20 protein-coding genes are annotated in these 24,283 nt (G+C 31.4%); 11 read left to right on the plus strand and 9 right to left on the minus strand.

Features of this window, described 5'->3' with window-relative positions; genetic code table 11:
- The first annotated feature begins 37 nt into the window (after positions 1 to 37).
- The 4 genes from EU98_RS08175 (at position 38) to EU98_RS08160 (ending at position 6,283) form a co-directional block, all read left to right on the plus strand.
- Entirely contained in the window at positions 38 to 3,934 is a 3,897-nt protein-coding gene (locus tag EU98_RS08175) for a translocation/assembly module TamB domain-containing protein (RefSeq protein ID WP_032514981.1), read from the plus strand.
- Positions 3,935 to 4,000: 66 nt separating this feature from the next.
- Positions 4,001 to 5,311, plus strand: a complete 1,311-nt coding sequence (locus tag EU98_RS08170; protein WP_032514948.1) for a glutamate-5-semialdehyde dehydrogenase — start codon at positions 4,001 to 4,003, stop codon at positions 5,309 to 5,311.
- A gap of 11 nt (positions 5,312 to 5,322) precedes the next feature.
- A complete protein-coding gene (gene folB, locus EU98_RS08165; RefSeq protein ID WP_032514949.1) occupies positions 5,323 to 5,685 on the plus strand; it encodes a dihydroneopterin aldolase in 363 nt (120 codons plus the stop codon).
- A gap of 4 nt (positions 5,686 to 5,689) precedes the next feature.
- The gene (locus tag EU98_RS08160; protein ID WP_032514982.1) at positions 5,690 to 6,283 is read left to right on the plus strand and encodes an esterase/lipase family protein; all 594 of its coding nucleotides are present in this window, start codon (positions 5,690 to 5,692) and stop codon (positions 6,281 to 6,283) included.
- On the opposite strand, the gene EU98_RS08155 is transcribed toward EU98_RS08160, so the two are convergent.
- From EU98_RS08155 to EU98_RS08125, 7 genes are all read right to left on the minus strand, one after another.
- Positions 6,276 to 8,363, minus strand: a complete 2,088-nt coding sequence (locus EU98_RS08155) for a M3 family metallopeptidase (protein WP_032514950.1) — start codon at positions 8,361 to 8,363, stop codon at positions 6,276 to 6,278. The two genes, EU98_RS08160 and EU98_RS08155, sit on opposite strands and share 8 nt — an antisense overlap.
- Before the next feature lie 13 nt (positions 8,364 to 8,376).
- Positions 8,377 to 9,918 (minus strand): NAD(P)H-quinone oxidoreductase subunit 4, encoded by a 1,542-nt coding sequence (locus EU98_RS08150; RefSeq protein ID WP_032514951.1) that lies wholly within the window; start codon positions 9,916 to 9,918, stop codon positions 8,377 to 8,379.
- Positions 9,919 to 9,997: 79 nt separating this feature from the next.
- Positions 9,998 to 10,945 (minus strand): homoserine kinase, encoded by a 948-nt coding sequence (gene thrB / locus EU98_RS08145; RefSeq protein ID WP_032514952.1) that lies wholly within the window; start codon positions 10,943 to 10,945, stop codon positions 9,998 to 10,000.
- Between the two features lie 7 nt (positions 10,946 to 10,952).
- Positions 10,953 to 11,987, minus strand: coding sequence for a glucokinase (locus EU98_RS08140; RefSeq protein ID WP_032514953.1), 1,035 nt, complete (start codon positions 11,985 to 11,987; stop codon positions 10,953 to 10,955).
- A gap of 10 nt (positions 11,988 to 11,997) precedes the next feature.
- The gene (gene thrS / locus EU98_RS08135) at positions 11,998 to 13,914 is read right to left on the minus strand and encodes a threonine--tRNA ligase (protein ID WP_032514954.1); all 1,917 of its coding nucleotides are present in this window, start codon (positions 13,912 to 13,914) and stop codon (positions 11,998 to 12,000) included.
- 3 nt (positions 13,915 to 13,917) lie between these two features.
- Positions 13,918 to 14,934 carry a tryptophan--tRNA ligase gene (gene trpS, locus EU98_RS08130; RefSeq protein ID WP_032514955.1) on the minus strand — a complete coding sequence of 339 codons (1,017 nt, stop codon included), beginning with the start codon at positions 14,932 to 14,934 and terminating at the stop codon, positions 13,918 to 13,920.
- Positions 14,924 to 15,346 carry a hypothetical protein gene (locus tag EU98_RS08125; protein ID WP_032514957.1) on the minus strand — a complete coding sequence of 141 codons (423 nt, stop codon included), beginning with the start codon at positions 15,344 to 15,346 and terminating at the stop codon, positions 14,924 to 14,926. Before EU98_RS08125 ends, trpS begins: the two co-directional genes overlap by 11 nt.
- 165 nt (positions 15,347 to 15,511) lie before the next feature.
- Between EU98_RS08125 and EU98_RS08120 the strand changes: the two genes are divergently transcribed.
- Genes EU98_RS08120 through EU98_RS08100 form a run of 5 tightly spaced genes read left to right on the plus strand, consistent with a single transcriptional unit; the run spans position 15,512 to position 20,588 of the window.
- A complete protein-coding gene (locus tag EU98_RS08120; protein ID WP_032514958.1) occupies positions 15,512 to 16,846 on the plus strand; it encodes a YcjF family protein in 1,335 nt (444 codons plus the stop codon).
- A gap of 20 nt (positions 16,847 to 16,866) precedes the next feature.
- The gene (locus EU98_RS08115) at positions 16,867 to 17,766 is read left to right on the plus strand and encodes a metal ABC transporter substrate-binding protein (protein WP_032514983.1); all 900 of its coding nucleotides are present in this window, start codon (positions 16,867 to 16,869) and stop codon (positions 17,764 to 17,766) included.
- Positions 17,767 to 17,769: 3 nt separating this feature from the next.
- Positions 17,770 to 18,534, plus strand: a complete 765-nt coding sequence (locus tag EU98_RS08110) for a metal ABC transporter ATP-binding protein (protein WP_032514959.1) — start codon at positions 17,770 to 17,772, stop codon at positions 18,532 to 18,534.
- Between the two features lie 12 nt (positions 18,535 to 18,546).
- Positions 18,547 to 19,419 carry a metal ABC transporter permease gene (locus EU98_RS08105; protein WP_032514960.1) on the plus strand — a complete coding sequence of 291 codons (873 nt, stop codon included), beginning with the start codon at positions 18,547 to 18,549 and terminating at the stop codon, positions 19,417 to 19,419.
- Positions 19,416 to 20,588: a DUF4336 domain-containing protein gene (locus EU98_RS08100; protein ID WP_032514961.1), complete on the plus strand. Its 1,173-nt coding sequence runs from the start codon at positions 19,416 to 19,418 to the stop codon at positions 20,586 to 20,588. The genes EU98_RS08105 and EU98_RS08100 overlap by 4 nt, the downstream gene beginning before the upstream one ends.
- A gap of 9 nt (positions 20,589 to 20,597) precedes the next feature.
- Here EU98_RS08100 and EU98_RS08095 read toward each other — a convergent pair whose 3' ends face one another.
- Positions 20,598 to 20,930: a DUF760 domain-containing protein gene (locus EU98_RS08095; protein WP_032514962.1), complete on the minus strand. Its 333-nt coding sequence runs from the start codon at positions 20,928 to 20,930 to the stop codon at positions 20,598 to 20,600.
- Positions 20,931 to 20,975: 45 nt separating this feature from the next.
- Entirely contained in the window at positions 20,976 to 21,560 is a 585-nt protein-coding gene (gene lepB / locus EU98_RS08090; protein WP_032514963.1) for a signal peptidase I, read from the minus strand.
- Positions 21,561 to 21,610: 50 nt separating this feature from the next.
- On the opposite strand from lepB, the gene menD reads away from it, so the two are divergent.
- Positions 21,611 to 23,374, plus strand: a complete 1,764-nt coding sequence (menD, locus tag EU98_RS08085) for a 2-succinyl-5-enolpyruvyl-6-hydroxy-3-cyclohexene-1-carboxylic-acid synthase (protein ID WP_032514964.1) — start codon at positions 21,611 to 21,613, stop codon at positions 23,372 to 23,374.
- A 35-nt stretch (positions 23,375 to 23,409) separates the two neighbouring features.
- Positions 23,410 to 24,267, plus strand: a complete 858-nt coding sequence (gene menB, locus EU98_RS08080; RefSeq protein WP_032514965.1) for a 1,4-dihydroxy-2-naphthoyl-CoA synthase — start codon at positions 23,410 to 23,412, stop codon at positions 24,265 to 24,267.
- The last annotated feature ends 16 nt before the right edge of the window (positions 24,268 to 24,283 follow it).

The following is a 24,283-nucleotide window of genomic DNA, read 5'->3' on the forward strand; positions in this document are numbered from 1 at the left end:
ATCTCTAAATTTAAAAACTAAAATTCTTTTAGTAGGGATGCTTTTCCCATTAGGTTTTTTAGGCACTTTTTTATTAAATAATTTTTTAAAAGAAACATATAGTTCTAGGAAATTAGAAATAGAAGAAAGTATTGAGAATCTTTTAGATAAAAATGTTGAATTAGGTGATTATGTCGGTATTAGATTTCTAGGTATTTCTTTGGCTAATTCAACAATTAATGATAAGAAAAATATAGATTCTGAAATTAAAGCTAAAAATGTATACGTGGGCATTATGCCTTTTAGATCTTTTTTTAAACAAAAATGGATAGTAAAAATAAGTCCTGAGAAAGCTGCAATTAATATTGATAGAGATTTCTTTAAAAGGGATAAACCTTATGAAAAAGATAGAAGTAAAATAAAATCAAAATTAAAATATGACTTAAATTTTAATTTTAAAAAATATTCAATTTTTAATCTTAAAAAATCAGGATTAGAAACAAAAGTAAAGGGGAACGTTATTTATAAGTCCAGTAACAGAGAAATTATTGCAAATATAAAATCAAATTTTCATGGTAACGGTTTTCTAGAATTTAAATTTAATAAAAAATTAAATAAAGACTTTTTAAAGTTGGAGTTATTTTCAAGAGGATTAGATCTTGAGAACTCTGAATATATTATTGGGAAAAGAAAAATTAGCTTTAAAAAGGGAAAATTTAAATCTAACTTTAAATTTAATAAATCACCAAATCGTACATTTTGTGAAGGAAGATTTTCTTTTGCTAATTTAAAAATAAAACCAGTAAATTTCTTAGAGAATATAAATTCAGATTCAACCAGTTTTTTTTGTAAAGAAAATAATTTAATAGGAAATTCTTCTAACTTAAATTACGGAACTTTGAATTCAAACTTTAATCTAAATATCCCATTAAATAACAGTTCTAATAAAATTGACCTTAAAGGAACTATTGGATATATTAACAGTCTGAATCCAGATATTGAACTATCGGGGAATCTTCCCTATTGGTTTGATAAAAGAGGAATTAATTTTGGTGAAATCAATTCAAGTTTAAAAATAAATAGAACTCAATTATCTAATTTAAATATTTTCCGAAATAATGACATTAGGGGTTTTGTTACCGCTAAAGGTGAATTAAAAGGAAAAGTTACTGATCCTGAGATTTCATTAAAGTTTAATGTTGATTATCCGCATTTCAAAGGGATACGAATCAGAGAGATATGGGAGGGAGATATTAAAAATAAAAATAATCAATTCCTTTTAAATATGAAAAATAGATTCTCCCCAATTCCTTCATTTCTTTCTATAAGATTTGATTCTAATCTTAAATTAGATAATGTATCCTTTAGCAGACTATTTAATTCTAATAAAGGAAGCATAGAAGTATTTAAAGAGGATAATATTTATATTTGGAAGGCTAAAAATTTCCCCCTTGATGAACTTGAATTATCAATAGGAAACAATCCATTCGATAGGATTGAAGGAATTATTAATGGTTCTGGATCAATAAATTCAGACCAGTCCTTTCTTGATGGAAGACTGGCTTGGAGTCTAGGTAGATATAGAAATATAAAGTTGGCAAACTCATTATTTGATTTTAGTTTTAATGATAATTCCTTTTATGTCAATTCATCTTTGTATCCGATTGATGGAGGCATAATCGCAGTCGATTATGACTCAAATAAAAATAATTTGATTAATTTAGACTTTAACGATATAAGTACTAGTTGGACGATCCTAACTACGCTAGATATTTTTAATTTTGATAATAAAAAATCTATTCAAACCATAAAGTCGAATATCTTGGATGATTTAGAAATAAATAAAGAAAATAATTCGTTTAAGGAGAGGATTGATTTTATAAATAACTTTATTGAAAGTAATAATGCTCAAGAAGATAATTTGAACATTCAAAAATATTTTAATAAATTCAGTAGTAGATATAATGCAAAAGTAACTATTGAGGGGGATAGGCCAAGCAACTATAAATTGAATGCAAAATTAAATGGCTATCTTGATGTTTTTAGAGATGATAATAAAAATAAAAAAGAGGAATTTTCTATTGATTTAGAAGGTGGCTTATTAAAAGGTAATGGTTCTTTAAAAATTAAAAAAATACCATTAAGTGCTGCAAATATTTTTTTAAATCAACCAAGAGATTTTCTTGGAGGTTTTGATATAGATTTATTTTATAACCTTGATAATAAATCTTTCTTGAGTCAAATATCTTCTAAAAACTCATCAATTAAAAATAATAAATTATTTTTTGAAAAAGGTATTATTGAATTTAATAACTCAGTTTTTGATATTGACTTCTCTTTGCTTATAAATGACTCTAAAATCCCAATCAGTTTTAAAGGCTCAATACCTTTAAATAAATCAGATAACTTAGATCTAAGATTGATTGGGAATGGAAAATTTATTGAGTTATTAGATATTTTTGCTGCTGAATACTTTACCTTTAAAGAAGGTGATGTAAATCTTAGAATGATACTGAAAGGGACCTTAAATAAACCTCTATTAAATGGATTTGTCATAATCAAAGATTCTGAAATTGATTTTTTTAACAATATTCTAAAAGATATTAATAGCTTAATAATTTTTGATTTTGATTCTTTAGAGATCAATAATCTTAAAGCACAGTCTGAAGATTCTGGAGAAATTTTTATAAAAGGTTCTTTGCCTTTTTATAGTAAAAATGATTCCGAGAAGGCAGAAATTAATTTGATTACGAATAGATTTACTTTAAAGAAAGATAATTTTAATTTTTTAATAGATTCAGATATAGATTTAAGTGGATCATTTGAAAGCCCCATTTTGAGTGGATCTCTATCTTTTAATAATGGATTTATTAATTTAAATAGTACCAATCAAAATAATAAAAAAGGAAAAAATCTTATTCGAAAAGATGAAAAAAAAGATTGGCCAGAACTCTATTGGAATAATAATGAAAATATTGAAATAATTTCAAATGAAACAATTTTGAATTCAGTTCTTTTGGGAGAAACTTTGCCTAATTATTTGGATAACTTGAGTTTTAATAATCTTAAATTAAAACTTGGTCCAGATTTTAAACTTCAATATTCAGAATTAGTTCAAGCTTATTTAAATACCAAATTAGATCTTAATATAAACGGAAAGGTTGGCAAAGATTTAAATGCTAGAGGTCTAATTTATCTTAAAAAAGGTAGAGCTAATCTATATACTACTCCATTTAAACTTGATAAAAATAAAGACAATTATATTTTATTTGCATCAAGAAGTGGTGTTGTTCCATTTATTAATTTTTCTCTTGTTAGTAAAGTTCCAGATTCTATAATACCCATAAGTGAAAATAATCAGGATTCAAATATCTCGGGTGATCTTGATGTAAATGCGACCTCTAGTGGTTTGGGATCATTCGGGATTGGCAATTCAAGGCTTATCAAAATTGAAGCATCTTATGAAGGATTTTTAGATCAATTATCTTTTGCTGATGAAAATAGAAGAATTCAATTAAGAAGTACGCCAAGTTATAACAGATCACAAATAATTGGTTTGATTGGAGGTAACTCTGCAAATTTAATAAATAGAGCATTTATTTCTCAACTTAATAATGCTGATGCATTTAGTGAAAGATTTCAGTTATCTTTATATCCAGCGTTAATAGAAAATAATGATTCATTAAATAATATTTTTTCCAATGAAAATTTAGATATAGATGATGCTGGTCAATCATCTTCTAATGAAGAATTTTCTTCTCAAGCTTGGGTGGCGGAAATAGGTCTTGATATTACTGATGCGATAAATTTTGCCTTTCAAACGGTTCCTGGTAGAGATGATATTTCACCTTTAGGAATTTTGACTTTTCAGGCAAATCCAAACTTAGAATTATTAGGTTCTTATGATTCCAATGGGGATTGGAAAAGTCAAGTTCAATTATTTTTTAGATATTAACTCAGAAAGAAATTTACTTTAAAGAATCGTGAATTTGAATTATTATTAAACTAACTAAAAAATATTATGGCTAATATCTTTGAAGTTCCTCAACCAGGTAATGATCTTTTAGAAAAAGCTGAGAAAGTTCGTTTGGCATCAATAAAAATTAGTCAGACTGAAAATCAAAATCGAATTAAAGCCTTAAATTTTATGGCTGATTATCTAGAAAAAAATTCTAAAGAAATATTAGAAGCTAATAATGCGGATTATTCAAATGCAAAAAAAAAGGGTATATCTAGGGCTTTACTTTCTAGATTAAAGTTATCAAAATCAAAATTAAATTCAGGAATTGAAGGAGTAAGAAAAGTTGGAGATTTGGCGGATCCTGTAAATCAAGTTCAAATAAAAAGAGAGCTTTCAAAGGGGTTGATTTTAGAGAGAAAAACAGTACCAATTGGAGTTTTAGGGGTTATTTTTGAATCAAGGCCAGATGCCGTGATGCAGATTAGTTCTTTAGCAATAAGATCAGGTAATGGAGTCATGCTAAAAGGTGGTAGTGAAGCCAATTTAACAAATACTTCAATAGTGAAAGCATTGCAAGAAGGTTTAAATGAATCTGGTCTTGATAAAAATGCAATATGTTTACTAACAAGCAGAAAAGATAGCATGGCGATGTTAAATCTTGAGAAATATATTAATTTGATAATTCCAAGAGGAAGTAATGAATTAGTTAAATTTATTCAGGAGAATACAAGAATCCCTGTGCTAGGCCATGCTGATGGAATTTGTCACTTGTTTATAGATATTGAGGCAAATCTAGAGATGTCTTTATCAGTCGCTTTAGACAGCAAAATTCAATATCCTGCAGCATGTAATGCTATTGAAACTTTATTAGTCCATAAAGATATCGCACCAGCTTTTTTAGAAAAGGCCATCCCTCTGTTTAATTCTAATGATGTTAAATTAATCGGAGATAAGAGATCAGTTGAATTAGGGTTAAAGTATGAGGCTAGCCTAGAAGATTGGAAAACCGAATATTTGGATTTAATTCTATCGGTAAAAATTGTTGATGATCTTGAGGAGGCAATCACACATATTCAAAAATATAGTTCAAAACATACCGATGGAATAATTACTGAAAATTCAAATACTGCCAATAAATTTATGAATGTAGTTGATAGCGCAGGTGTTTTTCATAATTGCTCTACTAGGTTTGCAGATGGGTTTAGATATGGATTAGGCGCTGAGGTTGGCATATCTACTCAAACTCTTCCACCAAGGGGACCTGTAGGTCTAGAAGGTTTAGTAACTTATAAATATTTCCTAAAAGGTGTTGGGAATATAGTTGATGATTTTTCATCAGGAAAGGCTATCTATACTCATAAAGATCTTTAAAACTTTTAAAGATGGAAACTTTTTTAAAAATTGAGAATATTAAACTTTGGGCTAGAGTTGGCGTTCTTGATGAAGAAAGGGAATTAGGACAACTATTTATTTTAGATATATTTTTGTGGACTGATTTTGAAAAATGTACAGTAAAAGATGATATTAAAAAAACAATTGACTATTCAAAATTAGTTCAAATTATAAAAGATCAATCAAAGAAAATATACTGTTTCACAATCGAAAAATATTCAAACGCAATTTTAGAAATCATTGATCAGGAATTTAAGCTTTCTAAAGTTAAAATTATTTTGACAAAATGTAATCCTCCAATCACTGGTTTCGATGGGAAGGTCTCAATAGTAAGAATTCTTGAAAATAACTAAAGTATTGGAAAAAAGAAATCCCGTTATATTGATTCACGGTCTTTGGAATACTTCAAGTATTTTTTCTTTTATTACCTCAAAACTTGATGATATTGGCATTGAATATTTTGCCCCAACTCTTAAGCATTCATGTGGAATGACTTCAATTCTGGATTTGACTAATAAATTAAACGAATTAATTTTAGAGAAATATGGTTTAGAAAAAGAATTAGATATTTTGGGATTTTCTATGGGAGGAATAATTGGTAGATACTGGCTTCAAAAATTTAATGGGTATAGAAGAACAAGAAGATTAATATCAGTAGGTTCCCCTCACAAAGGAACTTTGATGGCTCAATTAATACCTAAATACCCTTTTAGAGGAATATCAGAAATGAAAATAAATAGTAAGTTTTTAAGAGAACTCGCAAATAATGATTTTTTTCTTGATGATATAGAATGTATAAATTTCTTTACTTATTGGGATATGATGGTTTTCCCTGGCTGGTGGACGAATTTAAATTTTGGAAAAAAAATATCAGTAAAAGTATATAAACATAGAAACCTTGTTAGAAATAAATCTGTGGTTGACAAAATAATCGATGAAATTATTATGTAGCTCCAGATAGACCTAAGTGTCTTATTAAGGAATCAGTTTGTGGCTCTCTTCCCCTAAATAGTTTAAATATGTCTAATGGAGGTAAGCTTCCTCCTAAGCTAAGTATTGTATCTTTGAATTTCTTTCCTATTAACTTTAAATCTTCAGAGTTTTCTAGATCAGCTTCCTCAAACATTGAAAATGCATCAGCACTTAAAACTTCAGCCCATTTATATGAGTAATATCCTGCAGAATACCCTCCTGCAAATATATGACTAAAACAACAAAGAAAGTGGTCTTCTTGAATTGGATCAATAACAGTAGTTTGTTTTGCAATTTCTCTTCTTATTTCATCTGCTGTTTTACCTTCGTTTTTATCAATACTACTATGCAATCTGAGGTCTGTAATTGCAAAATGTAGTTGTCTAAGCGTAGCCATACCACAATTAAACGTTCTATTCTTTAGGAGCTTCTCAAAATTCTCATCGGATAATTTTTCTCCTGTTTTGTAGTGCTTAGCAATATTCATAAGTGTATTTTTATGAAAACACCAGTTTTCCATAAATTGACTCGGAAGTTCGACTGCATCCCATTCAACGTTGTTTATACCAGCTGCTTGAGGAAGATTTACAGTAGTAAGCATGTGTTGAAGACCATGACCAAATTCATGGAAAAGTGTTTGAACTTCCTCAAAACTCATCAAACTGGGTTTATCTTTTGATGGTGGAGTCTGATTACAAACGAGATAAGCTACCGGGAGGGTCTTTTTGCCAACATTATTTTTATTCAGACATTCATCCATCCAAGCCCCTCCTCTCTTTGATTCAGGCCTAGAGTATGGATCCAGGTAAAAAGATGCTATTTTCTTATCTTCTTTATTAAGGATATTAAAAAATAAAACGTCATCATTCCATAGAGGAGCTTCATCAGTCGCCTCAACTACTTTAATTTCAAAAAGCTTCTCACTTAATTTGAATAAACCTTTCAAAACATCATTTAGTGGGAACCAAGGTCTCAAAGACTCTTGATCCAAATTGAGCTTTTCCTTTCTAAGAAGTTCAGACCAATAACTAATATCCCATGGCTCAATATTCTGCGATTTTGGAAACCCATTAGCTTTAGAAAACTTATCGAGCGTTTCTAATTCAATTTTTGCGGTTTTGAATGCTGGTTCTCTTAATTCTTCTAAAAGGTTTTCTACATTTTTAATTTCTTTCGCCATTTTCGTTGACAAACTTAGTTCTGCCCAACTTTTATAACCGAGAAGATTAGCTTTTTTAGTTCTGAGAGATAATATATCTTCAATGATGTGAGAATTATTTTTTTCTCCTTGAGATGCCCTACTAACGAATGCCTTGTATAGTTTTTCTCTAAGATTACGCTCGGTGGAATAAGTCATGAAAGAAGTATAAGTTGGAACATCTAGACTTAATTTCCAAGGACCATTTTCAATATCAACTTCTTCATCTTTTTTTAAGTGATTGTGTGCAGAAATTGCCATCATTTCAAGAACTCGTTCAGGAAGACCATCGACTTCAGATTTTTTATTTAATATTAAAAACCATTCGTTAGTGGCATCAAGAACATTGTTACTGAACTCGGTTGACAGATTACCAAGTTTTTCTGAAATTTTGTTAAATTCTTCCTGATCATTTTTTTGTAGTGAAATTCCTCTATGTTGCATCTCAAGAATTTCTTTATCTAAAATTCTGTTTTTAATTTGATCTAAGTTATTTGTTTCTTTAAGCTTGACTAAAGAATTGTAGATTACTTTGCTTTGCCCAAATTTATTACTCAAGCTAATAATCTCTGGAAGAAATTTTGAATAAATATTTCTTAAACTTTCAGAATTATTTACCGCATTTAGGTGGCTTATTACTCCCCAACTCCATCTAAGAATTTCATTTATTTCATTTAAAGGATTTATTACCTTTTCCCAATTTAAATCATTTTGAATCAAATAATTAGATAAATTTTTTTCTATGTTTTTAAATTCTTCAGTTATCTTTTCTAATACTACTGGAAATTGTTTACCTATGGTTTCGGGAGTAAATTTTTTAAATTGTGGTAACTCTCCATATTTAAAAATTGTTGTATCCATTTATTAAGATAATTTAATTAACAAAAGTTGGGATTAGTCCAACCAATTTAGCTAAAGTGAGCTGCTGACTGAGAGCATTGGTTGAAGATTCGTATAAATTTATGGCGATTTTGGGCCAAAAACCTATTACCAATGTAGGTAACAATAAACTGAAACCAATAGTCAATTCTCTACCATTCATTTCTTTAACTGTAGCTAGTGCTGGAATTCTAGGGCCAAAGAATACTCTTCTACACATTGATAATAGATATATTGGTGTTAGAACTAATCCTATGGCTGCAATTAGAATCGTGATTGATCTAAAGATAGAGCTAAATCCTTCTTGACTAGTGATACCTAAAAATACAGTTATTTCACTTATAAAACCGCTCATCCCAGGTAGTGCTAGAGAGGCTAAAGAGCTTGCTAAGAAAAAAGCAAAAGTTATAGGCAAGACCTTTGCTAAGCCGCCCATATTTGGTATAGAAAGAGTATTTGTTCTTTCATAGAATGAGCCCGTAACAAAGAACATAGCTGCAGCTATAAGTCCGTGGCTTATCATTTGTAGCATTGCTCCACTTATCCCTAAAGCATCTACTGCTCCAATCCCTAAAAGAACAAAACCCATATGACTTACAGAGCTACATGCAATTCTCCTTTTAACATTATCTTGTGCAAATGCATTTAGAGCTCCGTAAATTATATTAATGATTCCAAGAATAATTAAAGCAGGGGCAATTTTTAGATGTACTTCAGGAAGTATTTGAACATTGAATCTTAAGAGAGCATAACCTCCCATTTTTAAGAGTATTCCAGCTAGTAACATTGAAACTGGAGCATTAGCCTCTCCATGTGCATCAGGTAACCATGTATGTAATGGAAAGATAGGAAGTTTTACTCCAAAACCAATTAAAAATCCTAAATAAGATAATAAAGCTAGGCTGCCGGATACATGTTTATTGGTTAAATCAGTAATATTTAAAGTAAAGGTATCACCACTCAAGGCAAGTGCTAACCCACTTATGAGTATCAATAAAGAAGCTAAAGCTGTATAAAGAATGAATTTAGTGGCCGCATATAATTTCTTTTTTCCTCCCCAAATCGCAATAAGAAGATATACCGGAACTAATTCAAGTTCCCATGCCAAGAAAAATAATAGGAAATCTTGAGAGAGGAAAACTAGTGCCTGTGCTGATGCTTGGACTAATAAAAGAGCAAAATATAGATTAGATTTTTTCTTAATTTTCCAACTAGCCGCAGCTGATAAAAAAGTAATTAACCCACTTAAAGCTATTAAAGGAGCAGATAACCCATCTACGCCAAGAGACCACTCTAAGCCTATTGATGGTAACCAAGAAGCTCTTTCTACTAGTTGTAAAGAACTATCTGAAGTATTGAATTTTTGAAAAAGGACGCCAATTATTAATAAAAAATCTATAAATAAAAAACTTAATGAGATATTTCTGGGGAGTGAGTTATCTTCTCCTTCTTTTGAACTCAAGAAAGGCATTATCAATGCCCCAATTAAAGGCAGTAAAACAATAGATGATAGCCAAGGAAAAGATTCTAAATTCATTTATGTAATGAATAATTTTTTTATTCTAGTTGAAGTTGTACTAGCTTGAGACTATAACATTAAAAATGCCTAAGTAAAACTACTCACCAGAGATAGTGCTAAATTGGCTGCCAGTTGTTTGAACGTTTAAGAACGGTGCTCTGCTAGGTACACCTGACTTCTCCCACGCTTTCACCATTGCTTGACTGACGTTTTTACCATGTTCTTTTTTACACAAAGCTAAGATACTTGGTCCAGCCCCACTGATTGCGCATCCTAGAGCGCCTGCATTTAGTGCGGCATCTTTGACTTCTAATCCACCCCTAATAAGTTTCCATCTGTAGGGTTCATGTAACTTATCAAACATTCCTTCTTTTATAAGTTCCGCATTACCTGCTTTTAAGCCGTTTAGTAACAAAGTAAGTGCCCCCATATTTGTAACTGCATCAGATATAGGTACATTCTTGGGCATAACCTTTCTTGCTTCACTTGTGCTTAAACGAATTGCAGGTATTGCTACAACAGCTTTAATTGTATCGTGCCAATCACATCTAATGATTCTCCATCTTTGAGAAGAAGATCTGGCTGTCAAGCAAAGCCCACCCAGAAGAGAGGGAACTACATTATCAGGATGACCTTCTATATCAATGGCAAGTTCAAGGAGTTTTTCTTTGGTCAATGGAGAGTTCATTATTGCATTTGCTCCGATTAATCCGGCAACTATTGCAGTAGCGCTACTTCCAAGCCCGCGTGCAGGCGGCACTGCTAACTTAACTCTTGCTTCGAGTGCGAAAGGGTCGATATTTGCGCTATTCCATACTTTCTGGGCTGCTCTAAATACTAAGTTTTCAGGTCCTCCTCTTAAATGATTACCATCTGTACTTTCCATTATTAAATCAAATCTATCTCCACCACCTTCAATTCTTGTAAAAATAAACTCATTATATAAATCTAATGCTGCTCCAAGGCAATCGAATCCAGGCCCTAAATTGGCAGTTGTGGAAGGCACTGTTACCCTTATTTTTTTACCTACTTCAGGAATAGACATTTTTTTTTTAAGTTCTTAAAAGCATTTTTGCTCTGCAGGCTGCACTAAAAAGTCCAAACTCTTCATCTAAAATTATTTTTATAGGTATTGTTTTAAGAATATCTTTTAATCTTCCCTTGTCGAAAAATTGTTTAAAAAATAAGTCTGATTTAAAGTTTTTGAAATGTTTTGATGCTGTTCCTCCAGAAATCCATAATCCACCAAAGCATAATTCTTGAAGAGCAACATCTCCCAATAAAGAGGCATAAGCGCCTAACCAAATCCTCTCAACTTCAATCATTAGCTGATCACCTTCTTTAGAAAGCTTGCAAATTTTTTCGGGCAGCTCTTTTCTCAAACTTTCAGAAATTTTAGTTTCTCTAAAAAATTCTTGTAGAGGATGGTTTTTGGCATCAGATTTGCTAAGTCTCCATTCAGCAATTCTTGATAAACCAGTGCCGCTAACGATCCTTTCACAAGATATCCTCTCAATATTTAAGGAATTTTTGAGCCAAGTCTTCAAGTCCCACTCAAATTCTGACTTTGGGGAGTACTCAACATGGCCACCTTCACTAGCTAAAACTTTTACCTTTTTCCCTGATATTATTCCTCTTGCAATCCCCAAACCAGTACCCGCTCCAACAATGGCATGTAAATCATTGTTAGTCCCTTCAGATTGTGATCCATACTGGATAGTTGAATATTGATTTTTTTTTAAGAAAGGAATTCCATAAATTTGTACTGCAAAATCATTTATTAGCTCGCAGCTTTTAAAATTAAATTTGTTCTGTAAAGCATTTCCAGAAATACCCCATGACAAGTTAATGATTTTTGCGTTGTTGTTAGATAAAGGACCAGCCACCGCGAAACATGCAGAAGAAGGATGATTAATATTTTTGCATTCATTTTTGAGAAAATCTTCTAGAATCAGTTCAAAAGACTCCCAATCAGAAGATATATATTTCTTTTTGAATAACAATTTAGGCGAATCATCATTTACTACTTTTTCAAATATTCCCAATAGAACCTTGGTACCTCCTAAATCACAAGCCAGAAAATTCATCTACCCTAAATTATTTTGTTCTGCCTTTTTTTTCTATTAATTCATCCATTAATTTGTATAGATTAGGGAGGTTGAAAATACCTAAATTTGTTCCATCCAAAGCTCTTAAAGCGACTGAATCAATTTCCTCTTCTTTATCCCCAATAACAGCAATTAAGGGGACTCTATCGAGAGTTGCCTCTCTTATTTTATATCCTACTTTTTCATTCCTAACATCAACTTTTGATCGGTAACCATTATTATTTATTAAATCATTAAACTTTAAACACTTTTCAATATTTCTATCAGTAATACTCAATAAAATTATTTGATAAGGCGCAAGCCAAATTGGGAATTTTGCCTCATATTGTTCAATTAAGATTCCGATAAATCTCTCAAAGGATCCTAAAATTGCTCTATGAAGCATAACTGGATTTCTTTTCTCATTATCAATATCTACATAAGTTGCATCCAATCTAATAGGCATTGAGAAATCAACCTGAATAGTACCGCATTGCCAAACTCTCTTAAGACAATCTTTTAATGAGAATTCTATTTTGGGACCATAAAAAGCCCCCTCTCCTGGTTGGAGTTCCCATTTTAGGTTCTTATTATCGAGAGCTTTGGTAAGAGCCTCCTCTGATTTATCCCAAATCTCCTCACTACCTACCCTTTTTTCAGGACGGGTTGATAATTTGATAATGATTTCATCAAAACCAAAAGTTTTATAAACCTCGAAGACAAGATCTATAAAGGTTGATACCTCTTCTTGAATTTGCTCTTCTGTGCAGAAAATGTGTGCATCATCTTGAGTAAAGTTTCTTACTCGCATTAAGCCGTGCAGTGCTCCAGAGGGCTCATTTCTGTGACAAGAACCAAATTCAGCAAGACGAATAGGTAAATCCTTATAACTTTTTAAACCTTGATTAAATACTTGAATATGGCATGGACAATTCATTGGTTTAATTGCATAAGTTCTATTTTCTGATGCAGTAGTGAACATATCGTCTCTAAATTTTTCCCAATGACCGGATTTCTCCCAAAGAGATTTATCAACAGCTTGTGGGGTTTTAATTTCTAAATAATCATTTTTTTTGAGTATTTCTCTTATGTACTTTTCCAGTACTTGGTAGATTGTCCATCCATTTGGATGCCAAAAAATCATTCCTGGAGATTCTTCTTGTATATGAAATAGTGAATGTTTTTTTCCAAGTTTTCTATGATCTCTTTTTTCCGCTTCTTCAATTCTTGTTAAATAATCTTTGAGTTCTTTTTCTTTTGCCCATGCAGTTCCATAAATTCTCTGTAATGATTCATTCTCACTATTACCTCTCCAATATGAACCTGATAATTTAAGTAATTTAAAGTGTCTCAAATGTCTAGTGTTAGGCACGTGAGGCCCTCTACACATGTCAATGTATTCTTCGTGCTTGTATAAATTGATGAGACCTTCTTCAGGAATTTCTTCAATTATTCTTAATTTAAAAGTCTCATCTCTTTCTTGAAAAGTTTTAATTGCTTCTTCTTTAGAAACTTGTAAAATCTCAACGTCATAGTTTGTTTTTATTAATTTATTAATTCTATTTTCGATTTTTATTAAATCTTCAGGAGTAAATCTGTATTCAGAGAAAATATCGTAATAAAAACCATCTTCAATTACAGGTCCAATCGCCATTTTAATATCAGAGTAAATTTGTTTAACTGCATGACCAATAAGGTGAGCGAAAGAATGTCTTATTATTTCAATTCCTTCTTTATCTTTTGATGTGATGATTACAACTTTGGAATCTTTATTTATAGGGATTGTTGCATCAAGAAGAACATCATTTACTTTCCCAGCAATTGTTGCTTTAGCTAATCCAGCACCTATACTCTGGGCAATTTCTAGAATCGTTACAGATTTTTCGAAAACTTTTTTTGAACCATCAGGCAAGGTAATTATTGGCATAATTTATTTCTCCATTTCAAAAAATCCCAATTTTGATTTGACTCTTTTTAAAGTCTGATTCGCTAAATCTTCAGCTTTTTCCTTCCCTTCATTAAGGATTTTATTTAGTTGATAGGGATCATTAATTAATAATTTATATTTTTTCTGAATAGGTTCTAGTGATTCAATAAGTTGTTCGGTAATTAATTTTTTAAATGCCCCCCATCCAGTCTCTAAAAATTCATTTTCACATTGAGAAATTTCTTTGCCGGATAATATTGAATAAATCATCAAAAGATTTTTAGATTCTGGTCTCTCAGGGTTGTTAAATTCAATTCCAATAGAACTGTCACTTTTTGCTCTTTTAATTTTTTTTGTGATTATTTCAGGAGGATCTAATAAATTAATGCGACTGCCCTCATTAGGATCACTTTTGCTCATCTTTTTTGAACCATCAATTAAACTCATTATTTTGGAACCATTCTTCATGATGATTGGTTGAGGGATCTTTAAAATATTTTTATCCTTACTAAATCTGGCATTAATTCTCTGTTGTGCAATATCTCTCGCAAGTTCAAGATGTTGTTTTTGATCCTCACCTACTGGTACGAAGTCAGCATCATAAAGAAGGATATCTGCAGCCATAAGTATTGGATAGTCAAATAATCCAATAGATACATTATTACCTTGTTGTATGGATTTTTCTTTAAATTGAATCATTCTTTCCATCCAATTTATTGGGGTCATGCAATTTAATATCCAACAAAGTTCTGAATGCGCTGAAATATGACTTTGGACAAAAATTGAACATATATTTGGATCAATCCCACAAGCGACGTACAAAGCAGCTGTAGAGATAGTGTTCTGAGATAATTCTTTGGGATTATGTGAAGCTGTTATTGCGTGCAAATCAACTACACATAAAAATGTTTCATATTGCTCTTGAAGCGTAACCCAATTATTTATGGCCCCAAGCCAATTCCCAATATGTAAATCACCAGTGGGTTGAACCCCCGAAAGAATTCTTTTTTTATTTGCCATCCTCTTCTACTTCGCTAGATTGGATCTCTTCAGTTGATGTACTTTTTACAGGTCTTGCAAAAGGGTCAGGTGCTGTTGTTGTCTTTTCTTCATAAGAATTTTGTGATTGTCTACTCGGAGAAGAGTTTTTATTGTTTTTTGCATATTCTTTGATTGAATCAATCAATTTTTCGTCTTTGATCATTTCGCTAAGTGTTCTAACAGAGAAACCCAGAACTGCAACGGTAGATCTTAATTGAAAGGTCTCTTGAATTGATTTAACAGCTTTCATTTCGTTATCACTCAATCTTATGCGGAATCCTCCTCCATCTCTTCTGCCACCCGATCTATCTCTGAAATTAGATCTTTCATTGTTAGAACGACCTCTGTAATTTTCTTGTCTAGGATTATTGCTGAAATTTGAATTAGACATCTTAATGTTTCTTAAGTTATTTAAATAGTCTATTAACTTAGCATCTTGTTACGCAATAAGTCTTTTTAAAAGGGTTAAATTTTTATCTTTTGATTAACGACTTATGAAATTTTGCTTTTCTCATTCACAACTTGCATTAAAATAAAATTAGAAAAATAAAATATTGTGTTTGATATTAGTAAAGACAACCTTTTAAAGGATTTCATAAAGTTTCCAAAAAAAAATCTTCTTATTATTTTATTATTGTTAGGTTTTGGGGAATGGTTTGTCAGTGACTTAATTCATTTTGCAGGAGGCTCAATAGGATTTTTTGCTTTGTGTTTGGGGGGATATTTTTACTTGAAAAGTGATAAACCTAAATTTAATGAGCCAAATAATTTAGATGGTTGGATAAATCTATGTAATGAAGATTTAAATTTTTTTGAAGAACTTGAAGCAATAAATGAATTAGAAAAACAGAATTCAAAAAGACAAAAAACACTTGAATCTATTCTTAAAAGATGTGAAAAAGAAAAAATAAGTTGCTTTGGACAAAAAGATTATCAAAGTTTTCAATCTGTTATGAAAAGTAATTTCAAAGCAGATAAGTTTGACTTGGATTTATACGAAAAACTCCCTAAATACAATTCTTCTCAAGTTATTCCAGAAGAAGCTTTGAAGAGTGATGCAATCTTGTATTTTATAAACTTGCCTTTGTCGGCAAATGATTTTTTGTGGCTGGAAAAGTTTCCTAAAAATATGCCAATCTGGTTGGTGGCTTTAACTTCCAACCAAATAGAAGGCAAAAATCAGATAGAAGACCTAAAGTCTCAAATTTCAAGTGACTTTATAAACAAAATTATTACTTTTGATGCGAATAAGAGTGAAGTAACAAATATACCTTTTTCTTTAAGGAAGTTTTTCATAAGTTCATCTAAAAATATTGAAAATACAAAAAAAAGGCTCTTGAAAGAACTTCATGCTGCCTGGCAATCTGAAATTGAAGGTATTAGAAGAATGCAGTTAAAAGGTATACAAAGAAAAAATCAAATTCTTGTCGCAACAACTGTTTTCTTATCTCCTATCCCTTCAATTGATGTTATGGCAATGACAGTATTAAATTCTTTAATGATTAAAGAAATTAAGTCTATATGGGGATGTAATTGGTCTCCTGAAATGTTAGATAAGGTATCCAAAGAGATTTTAAAGACTGCAATTGCTCAAGGAGTTATTGAATGGAGTGGACAGACTCTAATTGGCATAACAAAATTACATGGCCCAAATTGGCTTGTCTCTGGAACATTTCAGGCTGTCAGTGCTGCTTATTTAACAAGAGTAGTATCAAGTTCTTTGGCTGATTTTATGGCAATAACAAAAGGAGTAGAAGAACCTGATTTGGATTTTATAAAGAAAAATTCTAAGAAAATTGTTCAAGAAGCTTTTGAAAAAGAAAAAATAAATTGGAAAGGATTTATTTCTGATCTTAGAAAACCACTTATGAAACTATCTTTTAATTCATAATCTTGGGATGAATGTTAAATATGAAAAAAAAATATTTTTTTTTAAGTTTGATACTTCTTCTTTCTATTGCTTCAGGCTCATGTAAGAGAATATCAAATAAAAATGAAACTAAAGAAGTAATACTGGCAAGTTTCACTGTTTTGGCGGATATAATTAACAATGTCGCTAAAGATGATTTTATTGTTAGATCAATAACGAAACCTGGAGTTGAAGTTCATGGCTACCAACCAACTCCAAGCGATTTGGTAAATGCCTCTAATGCTTTTGTTTTTTTTGATAATGGATTTGGATTTGAATTATGGGCTGAAAAATTTGTTTCTAATTTAAAAGTTAAAAGAATTACAGTCGCGGAAGATTTGGATCCTATTTTTATAAGTGAAGATTTTTACAAAGGGAAACCCAATCCTCATGCCTGGATTTCACCAAAAAGAGGGATCCTATACGTAGATATTCTCGTGGATTCTTTATCAGAATTGAGGCCATCCAAAAGGACATTATTTGAAGAAAATGGAAAAATTTATAAAGATAAACTATCTAAAATAGATAAAGAATTCTCACTTTTTATTAATAACTTAAATAAAGACAGGAGGTATCTAGTAAGTTGTGAAGGTGCTTTTTCGTATCTAACAAATGATTATGGATTAGAGGAAGTTTATTTGTGGCCAGTTAATGCTGAGAGTCAAATTACTCCCAAAAGAATGGCAAGAACAATTTCCCTAGTTAAAGAAAAAAATGTTCCATCTGTATTTTGCGAAAGTACTGTAAGTAACGAATCTCAAATGGTTGTTGCAAACGAAACTGGGGCTAATTTTGGAGGAAATCTTTATGTTGATTCATTATCTGATGATAGTGGGCCAGCTAGTTCCTATATAAAAATGCTTGAGCATAATTTGGATTTGATTAAAAGAGGACTTTTTTGAATTATGGAAACAATCAATTATCAAAACTTTAGGATTGAGGCAGAGAATATTTGCGTAGATTACAACGGTAAGGTGGCTTTGTATGATGCCAATTTAAGATTGCAACCTGGCCAAATCTGTGGGTTAGTAGGGATGAACGGGGCTGGTAAAACAACTTTCTTTAATGCTTTAACTGGCTTTGTAAATATTTCAAAGGGAAAAATTAGAATAAATGGAGAGTCTCTAAGATCTGCTCAAAAAGATCAGACAATTGCTTATGTTCCTCAAAATGAGGGAATTGATAGTCAATTTCCAATAAGTGTTTGGGATGTAGTAATGATGGGAAGATATGGTTCGATGAATATTTTTAGGTGTCCTAGAGAATCTGATGTTCAGGCGGTCAAAGATGCTATTGAGAGAGTTGATCTTACTGATCATTTATCTACACCTATTGGAAACTTATCTGGAGGTCAGAGAAAACGAACTTTTTTAGCTAGAGCAATTGCGCAAAGAGCATCAATACTTCTTCTTGATGAGCCTTTTTCAGGTGTTGATATAAGAACTGAAAAACTTATCTCGGAATTATTTATTCAATTTAAAAATGAGGGGAAAACCATATTATTATCAACGCACGATATGATTCATGTCCGTGAATTTTGTGATTTGGTTCTTTTAATAAATAAAACTGTTGTAGCTTATGGTGAAACCTCTGAAGTGTTTACCCCTGAAAATATTACAACCACTTTTGGAGGGATCTCACCTGATTTCTTGTTTGGACCTGAATCCTAAATTTTAATTTATATGGAGCTCTGTTCTTTTTTAACTTTAGATTCATTCATCACAGATCCTTTAACTCATGACTTTATGAGAAAAGCACTTCTTATGAGTTCATTAGTTGCAGCTGTTTGTGGTTTTCTATCAAGTTATTTGACTCTTAAAGGATGGGCTTTAATGGGAGATGCAGTGTCACATTCGGTAATGCCTGGTGTTGTGGTTGCTTATGCATTAGGTCTTCCCTTCTCATTAGGGGCATTTATTTTCGGAGTCGGTTCTGTAGCCTTGATAGGGTTTATTAAGCAGAAATCTAGAGTTAAGGAAGATACTGTTATTGGGTTGGTATTTACTGGATTTTTCGCTCTTGGAATAGTATTGGTTTCTAAGATTAAAAGTAATATTGATCTACACTCTATTCTTTTTGGTAGTCCATTAGGAATATCGCTTTCAGATGTAAAACAAACTATATTCATTTCTTTATTGGTAGTAATCCTTTTATCAATTTTCAGAAAAGATTTAATGCTTTATTGTTTTGATCCTAGGCATGCAAAAACAGTTGGGATTAATGTATTTTTTCTTCATTATTTACTCCTCACATGCTTATCTTTGGCAGCTGTTGTGGGGCTGCAGTCTGTTGGAATTATTTTGGTAGTTGCAATGTTGATTACACCAGGGGCTACAGCATATTTACTTACGGATAAGTTTGATAATATGACAGTAATTTCAGTATTAAGTGCAATCATCTCAAGCCTTATCGGAATCTATGTTAGTTTTTGGTTTGATCTTGAAACAGGTGGATCAATTGTCTTGGCACAAACTTTTATATTTTTATTTGCTTTTTTATTCGCCCCAAGATACGGAATATTTAAGTTAAAGAAATTATTTGCTGGGTATAAATGATTGTAGTGGATGAAACTTTAAATAAAAAGTGGAATTGGTGGCCATTATTCCCCTTATATCCTTATGGGAAAAAGAAAACAATTTTAAAAGAATTAATTCCTGATCAAATATGGTCCTTGGAACAAATACAGGGACTTTATTATGTTGCGGTTCCAATAAGAATGACGGTAATAAAGGTTGATAATGGATTGATGCTAATAAATCCACTGCCTCCGACAAAAGAATTAATAAATGAGTTAGAAAAATTAATTTCGATTCATGGCAAAGTAAAAACAATAATTCTACCGAGTGCCTCTGGACTAGAACATAAAATCGGATTGCCAGCTCTTTCAAGAACTTTTAAAGATGCAGAAATTTGGCTTTGTCCAGGACAATGGAGTTTCCCCATAAATTTACCACTAGATTTCTTAGGAATTCCATCAAAAAGATCAAGAATACTTTTTGAGGAAGGTACTCCACATACAAATTACTTTAAATGGTCTTCATTAGGCCCTCTGAATTTAGGACTTGGAAGATATCAGGAGATAAGCTGTTTCCATTATCCTACGAAAACACTTCATGTGACAGACGCAATAGTTGGAATAGACTCCAATCCCCCTGAGATATTTGATTTTGATCCAACTCCACTTCTTTTTCATTCTAGAGAGAGAGGAGACGAACCTTTGATTGACTCCATCGAATATAGAAAAAAAGGATGGAAAAGATTAGTCTTGTTTTCATCTTTTTTAAAACCAGGTAAATTAAATATTCCACCTTTAAAAAAAATATTTAAGTATTCATTCAAAAAAGATCTGAGGAATTGGAGATCTCATTTCGGCATTTATCCCTTTTTATGGGACGAAGATTGGGAATCTTCTCTTGTTGAAATAATGGGTAAAGATACTCCTAAGATTCAAATTGCACCAGTTTTACAGAAATTAATTTTTCCGCGTTCAAAAGAAGTTTTACTCAAATGGTTAGAAAATATCAAGTCTTTTGAAGATATGGAATATTTAATTCCAGCTCATTTTACGGCTCCTATAAAATTTACAATAGAAGATTGTCAAAAATTAATTAATGAAATTAATTCCCAAAAGTGGGACAAACTTCCTGAGGATAATAAATTTTTGATGGGTTTATATAAAAAGTTGTTTGAACTAGGAATAATTCCTGAAGAAGTAAATCTTTAAAAACAACTATTATTCAATAGACATCTTCTCATCATTTTTAAGAGTTTGTTCCAGCTCTTTTCTTTGCTCCATTTGTCTTAAGAAATATCCTGTCATCATTGCAGAAGATAATAAATTTGCAATGTTGTCTTTTGAGGATGTTATTTTTACATCAAATTGATCTGAAGGAAGCATTCCAAGAAGACCTTGAACATTATGTCTAATAATTTCTTGAATATCTTCACTAGCTGATTTTGCTACTCTTTGCAAAACTTCTGGAGATTGTTTTTGTAAATATTGGATTAAATCATTCTCATCGTTTGGGTCATTATTTTCAGTAGCAAGAAATTCTGGATTAAACATTTCTACAACTTCAAGATATAAAAACCCTACAACATCACGTACCCATTAATCTAAATTATTAAGGGCAGGGAACCGAATAGGTCCAATTTTATTAAACGGCCAATATCTAAAAATAGCTTTACCAATAACCTTGTCATAGGGTAAAAACCCCCAAATATGTGAGTCCATACTGTTATTTCTATTATCTCCCATCACCCATAATGACTTTTCTGGGACAATAAAAGGCCCTATAGAATAATTAATATTTTTGTCAAAAACGTAATTTCTTTGAGCGATATCATTTAAGTAAAGGTTACCTTCTCTTACTTCTACTTTGTCTCCAGGTGTTCCAATTACTCTTTTTATTAGTGCAGTATCTGCTTCATAACCAGCATTAATTAATTGTTCCGGAACGTTAAAAACAACTATTTTATTTTTTAATTTTGAAAGATTTGATTTGGAAGTGATTTTGGGGGTTACCTTCTCAACAAGAATTTTATCTTGTATTTGAAGAGTTGGAAGCATTGAACCGGATGGGATCCATCTTGGCTCTATAACCTGCCATCGTATAATTAAAGCTATAGATATCCAGATTAAAAGATTTTTTAAATCTTTTAGTATTGAATTTCTTTTTTCTTGAGTTTTAGACATGTTTTATTTAATTCAGTTATAAGGAAAATCCCAAAGCATTTATATAAATTATGACATCATCTATTGAATGCAAAAATTTTCTTAGAAGTTTACAACTTTTGAATCTCTTAATAAAAATAGGAGTTCAAAATTTAATACTATGTCCAGGTAGTAGATCAGCACCCCTAGCGATAGCTGCTGGAGAATTAAATAAATTAGGATTAGTAAATATTTTTAATTCAATAGATGAGAGATCTGCGGGATTCCACTCTCTTGGGATTTCTACTGCATCAGGTAATCTTTCTTTAGTTATTACCACTTCTGGGACTGCCGTAAGTAACTTATTGCCAGCAGCAGTTGAGGCAGACCGATCTTGTCAAGGTATTATATTTCTTACTGCTGATAGACCTTTAAGATTAAAAGATTGTGGCGCTAATCAAACAGTAAATCAAGAAGATTTTTTGACTTCAGTCTGCAGAAGGGTTTTAAGTACAAATCTAAATGGACTTCATGAAACACAAGAAAACGAGATCCTGAATTTAGTTCGAATTACTGAGAAACAAATATCAATTTTCCCTGGGCCTATTCATTTAAATATTCCTATTGATAAGCCTTTAGATATTTCACTTTTAAATAAAAAAAATGTTTTAGAGGTTTTTGAAAGAATTTATTTAAAGAAAAAATATACATTTCAGGAAGTTGAAATAAAATCTGATAAAAACAAATTCTTAGAAATTTCAAAAAGTTTAAATTTAGATGAATCCGGCATTATTTTGGTAGGTCCCTATCAAGGTTCCATGAATGATTTGATTTCTTTCAATAAATCTTTAGAAAGATTGCAAGAAATTACTGGTTGGCCAGTATTTGCTGATCCTGTTTCAGGAGTTAATTCTGATTTGAGAGGATTAGTTGTGAATTGGGAATTAGTCTTAAGAAAAAATAAAAATTCAATAAATTGTCATCAACTTTTGAGGCTTGGCCCCATGTCATCTTCAATTGATTTGGAGAAATTTTTAATAACTTTCGGAGGTATACAAATTCTTATAAAAGAAAAAAACTATAGAAAATTGGATCCTATAAAAAAATCATTTGAATATGATTTTGGGCTTTTAAATTTTACTACTCTATTGCTAGAAGAATTATCAATTAACGAAAAAAACAAAAAGTCTCTTACGCCGTTAGCCCAAGATCTTATAGAGGAAGGTAAGCAAATAAAAGAAATTTTAAAAGAGAAAATTACTCAAGATAATCAAATTACTGAGTATATGCTTGCAAACCTTGTACCAAAAATTTGGCCAGCTGAAAATCCTATAATGCTCTCCGCAAGCAGCCCAATTAGAGATTGGCTCACATTTTCTGAGAATGGTACTTTAACAAGAGACTGTTTCAGCTTTAGGGGTGCTTCTGGCATAGACGGTACTTTATCTCTTGCATTGGGTATTTCTAGAATTAAAAATCCTTTACTTCTTGTGACTGGAGATTTGGCTTTTATTCATGATATAAATGGTTGGCTGATTGAAAATTCAATCGACATGAATTTAACAATTCTTCTAATAAATAATAATGGCGGAAATATATTTAATCGTATTTATAAAAAAAATTTACAAAAAGATGATTTAAAAAAACTGTTCCTTATGCCAAAAGAAATAAACTGGCCAAAACTCTTGGAAGGCTATCAGGTAAACTTTAAAAGCGTGGCAAATTTTAAAAAATTACGAGAGGCATTAGATTGGAGCATTTCTATCCAGAAATCTGTAATAATTAAAGTTGATGTTGATCCAGAAAATGAAATTTGTGAAAAAAATGCCCTGCTAGAAAAAATAATTGGCAGTTAAATTTATCATTTTCTATTTTTGAATAATTAGATTTCATGAAAGTATTACCTGGTAAAACAACTTTAAATTGGTCAGAGTGCAAATCTTATGAAGATATATTGTTTCACAAATCAGATGAGGGAATTGCGAGAATTGCAATTAATCGACCTGAAAAAAGAAATGCATTTAGGCCACAAACTATAGATGAACTCATTGACGCATTTGATATCGTAAGAAATGATGAAACTATTGGCGTAGTTCTCTTTACAGGTGCGGGACCTGACAAGAAAGGCATTTATTCTTTTTGCTCTGGAGGTGATCAGTGTGTAAGGGGTAAAAATGGGTATAAAAATGATGAAGGGCAGCAAAGATTAAATGTACTTGAACTTCAAAGATTAATAAGAAGTTTGCCTAAAGTGGTTATTGCCTTAGTCCCCGGTTTTGCAATTGGAGGAGGACAGGTACTTCATTTAATTTGTGATCTCAGTATCGCCTCTGAAAATGCAATATTTGGTCAAACAGGCCCAAGAGTTGGTAGTTTTGATGCCGGTTTTGGATCTAGTTATTTAGCAAGGGTTGTTGGTCAAAGAAAAGCAAAAGAAATTTGGTTTTTATGTAGAAAATATAATTCCAAGGAAGCTCTTGAGATGGGCTTGATAAATGCAATTACAAAGATTGAAGAATTAGAAGCTGAGGGTGTAATCTGGGCAAGAGAGATTTTACGAAATAGTCCAACTGCTATTCGTATTCTTAAAGCTTCATTCAATGCGGAGAATGATGGGATTGCTGGTATTCAGGAATTATCTGGATATGCAACTCAATTATTCTATTCGACTGAAGAAGCCCAAGAAGGTAGAGATGCCTTTCTTGAAAAGCGTCCACCAGACTTCTCTGAATATAAGTGGACACCCTAGTTTATTTTTCAAAAGG

Source organism: Prochlorococcus marinus str. MIT 9314, assembly GCF_000760035.1.
GTDB classification, from domain to species: domain Bacteria; phylum Cyanobacteriota; class Cyanobacteriia; order PCC-6307; family Cyanobiaceae; genus Prochlorococcus_A; species Prochlorococcus_A marinus_B.

Coding starts and splice junctions, on each gene's coding strand:
- EU98_RS08115 (WP_032514983.1), top strand. CDS start 16,867: ATGAAAAAAAAATATTTTTTTTTAAGTTTGATACTTCTTCTTTCTATT.
- EU98_RS08125 (WP_032514957.1), bottom strand. CDS start 15,346: ATGTCTAATTCAAATTTCAGCAATAATCCTAGACAAGAAAATTACAGA.
- trpS (WP_032514955.1), bottom strand. CDS start 14,934: ATGGCAAATAAAAAAAGAATTCTTTCGGGGGTTCAACCCACTGGTGAT.
- menD (WP_032514964.1), top strand. CDS start 21,611: ATGACATCATCTATTGAATGCAAAAATTTTCTTAGAAGTTTACAACTT.
- menB (WP_032514965.1), top strand. CDS start 23,410: ATGAAAGTATTACCTGGTAAAACAACTTTAAATTGGTCAGAGTGCAAA.
- EU98_RS08175 (WP_032514981.1), top strand. CDS start 38: ATGCTTTTCCCATTAGGTTTTTTAGGCACTTTTTTATTAAATAATTTT.
- EU98_RS08095 (WP_032514962.1), bottom strand. CDS start 20,930: ATGTTTAATCCAGAATTTCTTGCTACTGAAAATAATGACCCAAACGAT.
- EU98_RS08110 (WP_032514959.1), top strand. CDS start 17,770: ATGGAAACAATCAATTATCAAAACTTTAGGATTGAGGCAGAGAATATT.
- thrB (WP_032514952.1), bottom strand. CDS start 10,945: ATGTCTATTCCTGAAGTAGGTAAAAAAATAAGGGTAACAGTGCCTTCC.
- EU98_RS08105 (WP_032514960.1), top strand. CDS start 18,547: ATGGAGCTCTGTTCTTTTTTAACTTTAGATTCATTCATCACAGATCCT.
- folB (WP_032514949.1), top strand. CDS start 5,323: ATGGAAACTTTTTTAAAAATTGAGAATATTAAACTTTGGGCTAGAGTT.
- EU98_RS08140 (WP_032514953.1), bottom strand. CDS start 11,987: ATGAATTTTCTGGCTTGTGATTTAGGAGGTACCAAGGTTCTATTGGGA.
- EU98_RS08100 (WP_032514961.1), top strand. CDS start 19,416: ATGATTGTAGTGGATGAAACTTTAAATAAAAAGTGGAATTGGTGGCCA.
- EU98_RS08150 (WP_032514951.1), bottom strand. CDS start 9,918: ATGAATTTAGAATCTTTTCCTTGGCTATCATCTATTGTTTTACTGCCT.
- EU98_RS08155 (WP_032514950.1), bottom strand. CDS start 8,363: ATGGATACAACAATTTTTAAATATGGAGAGTTACCACAATTTAAAAAA.
- thrS (WP_032514954.1), bottom strand. CDS start 13,914: ATGCCAATAATTACCTTGCCTGATGGTTCAAAAAAAGTTTTCGAAAAA.
- lepB (WP_032514963.1), bottom strand. CDS start 21,560: ATGTCTAAAACTCAAGAAAAAAGAAATTCAATACTAAAAGATTTAAAA.
- EU98_RS08170 (WP_032514948.1), top strand. CDS start 4,001: ATGGCTAATATCTTTGAAGTTCCTCAACCAGGTAATGATCTTTTAGAA.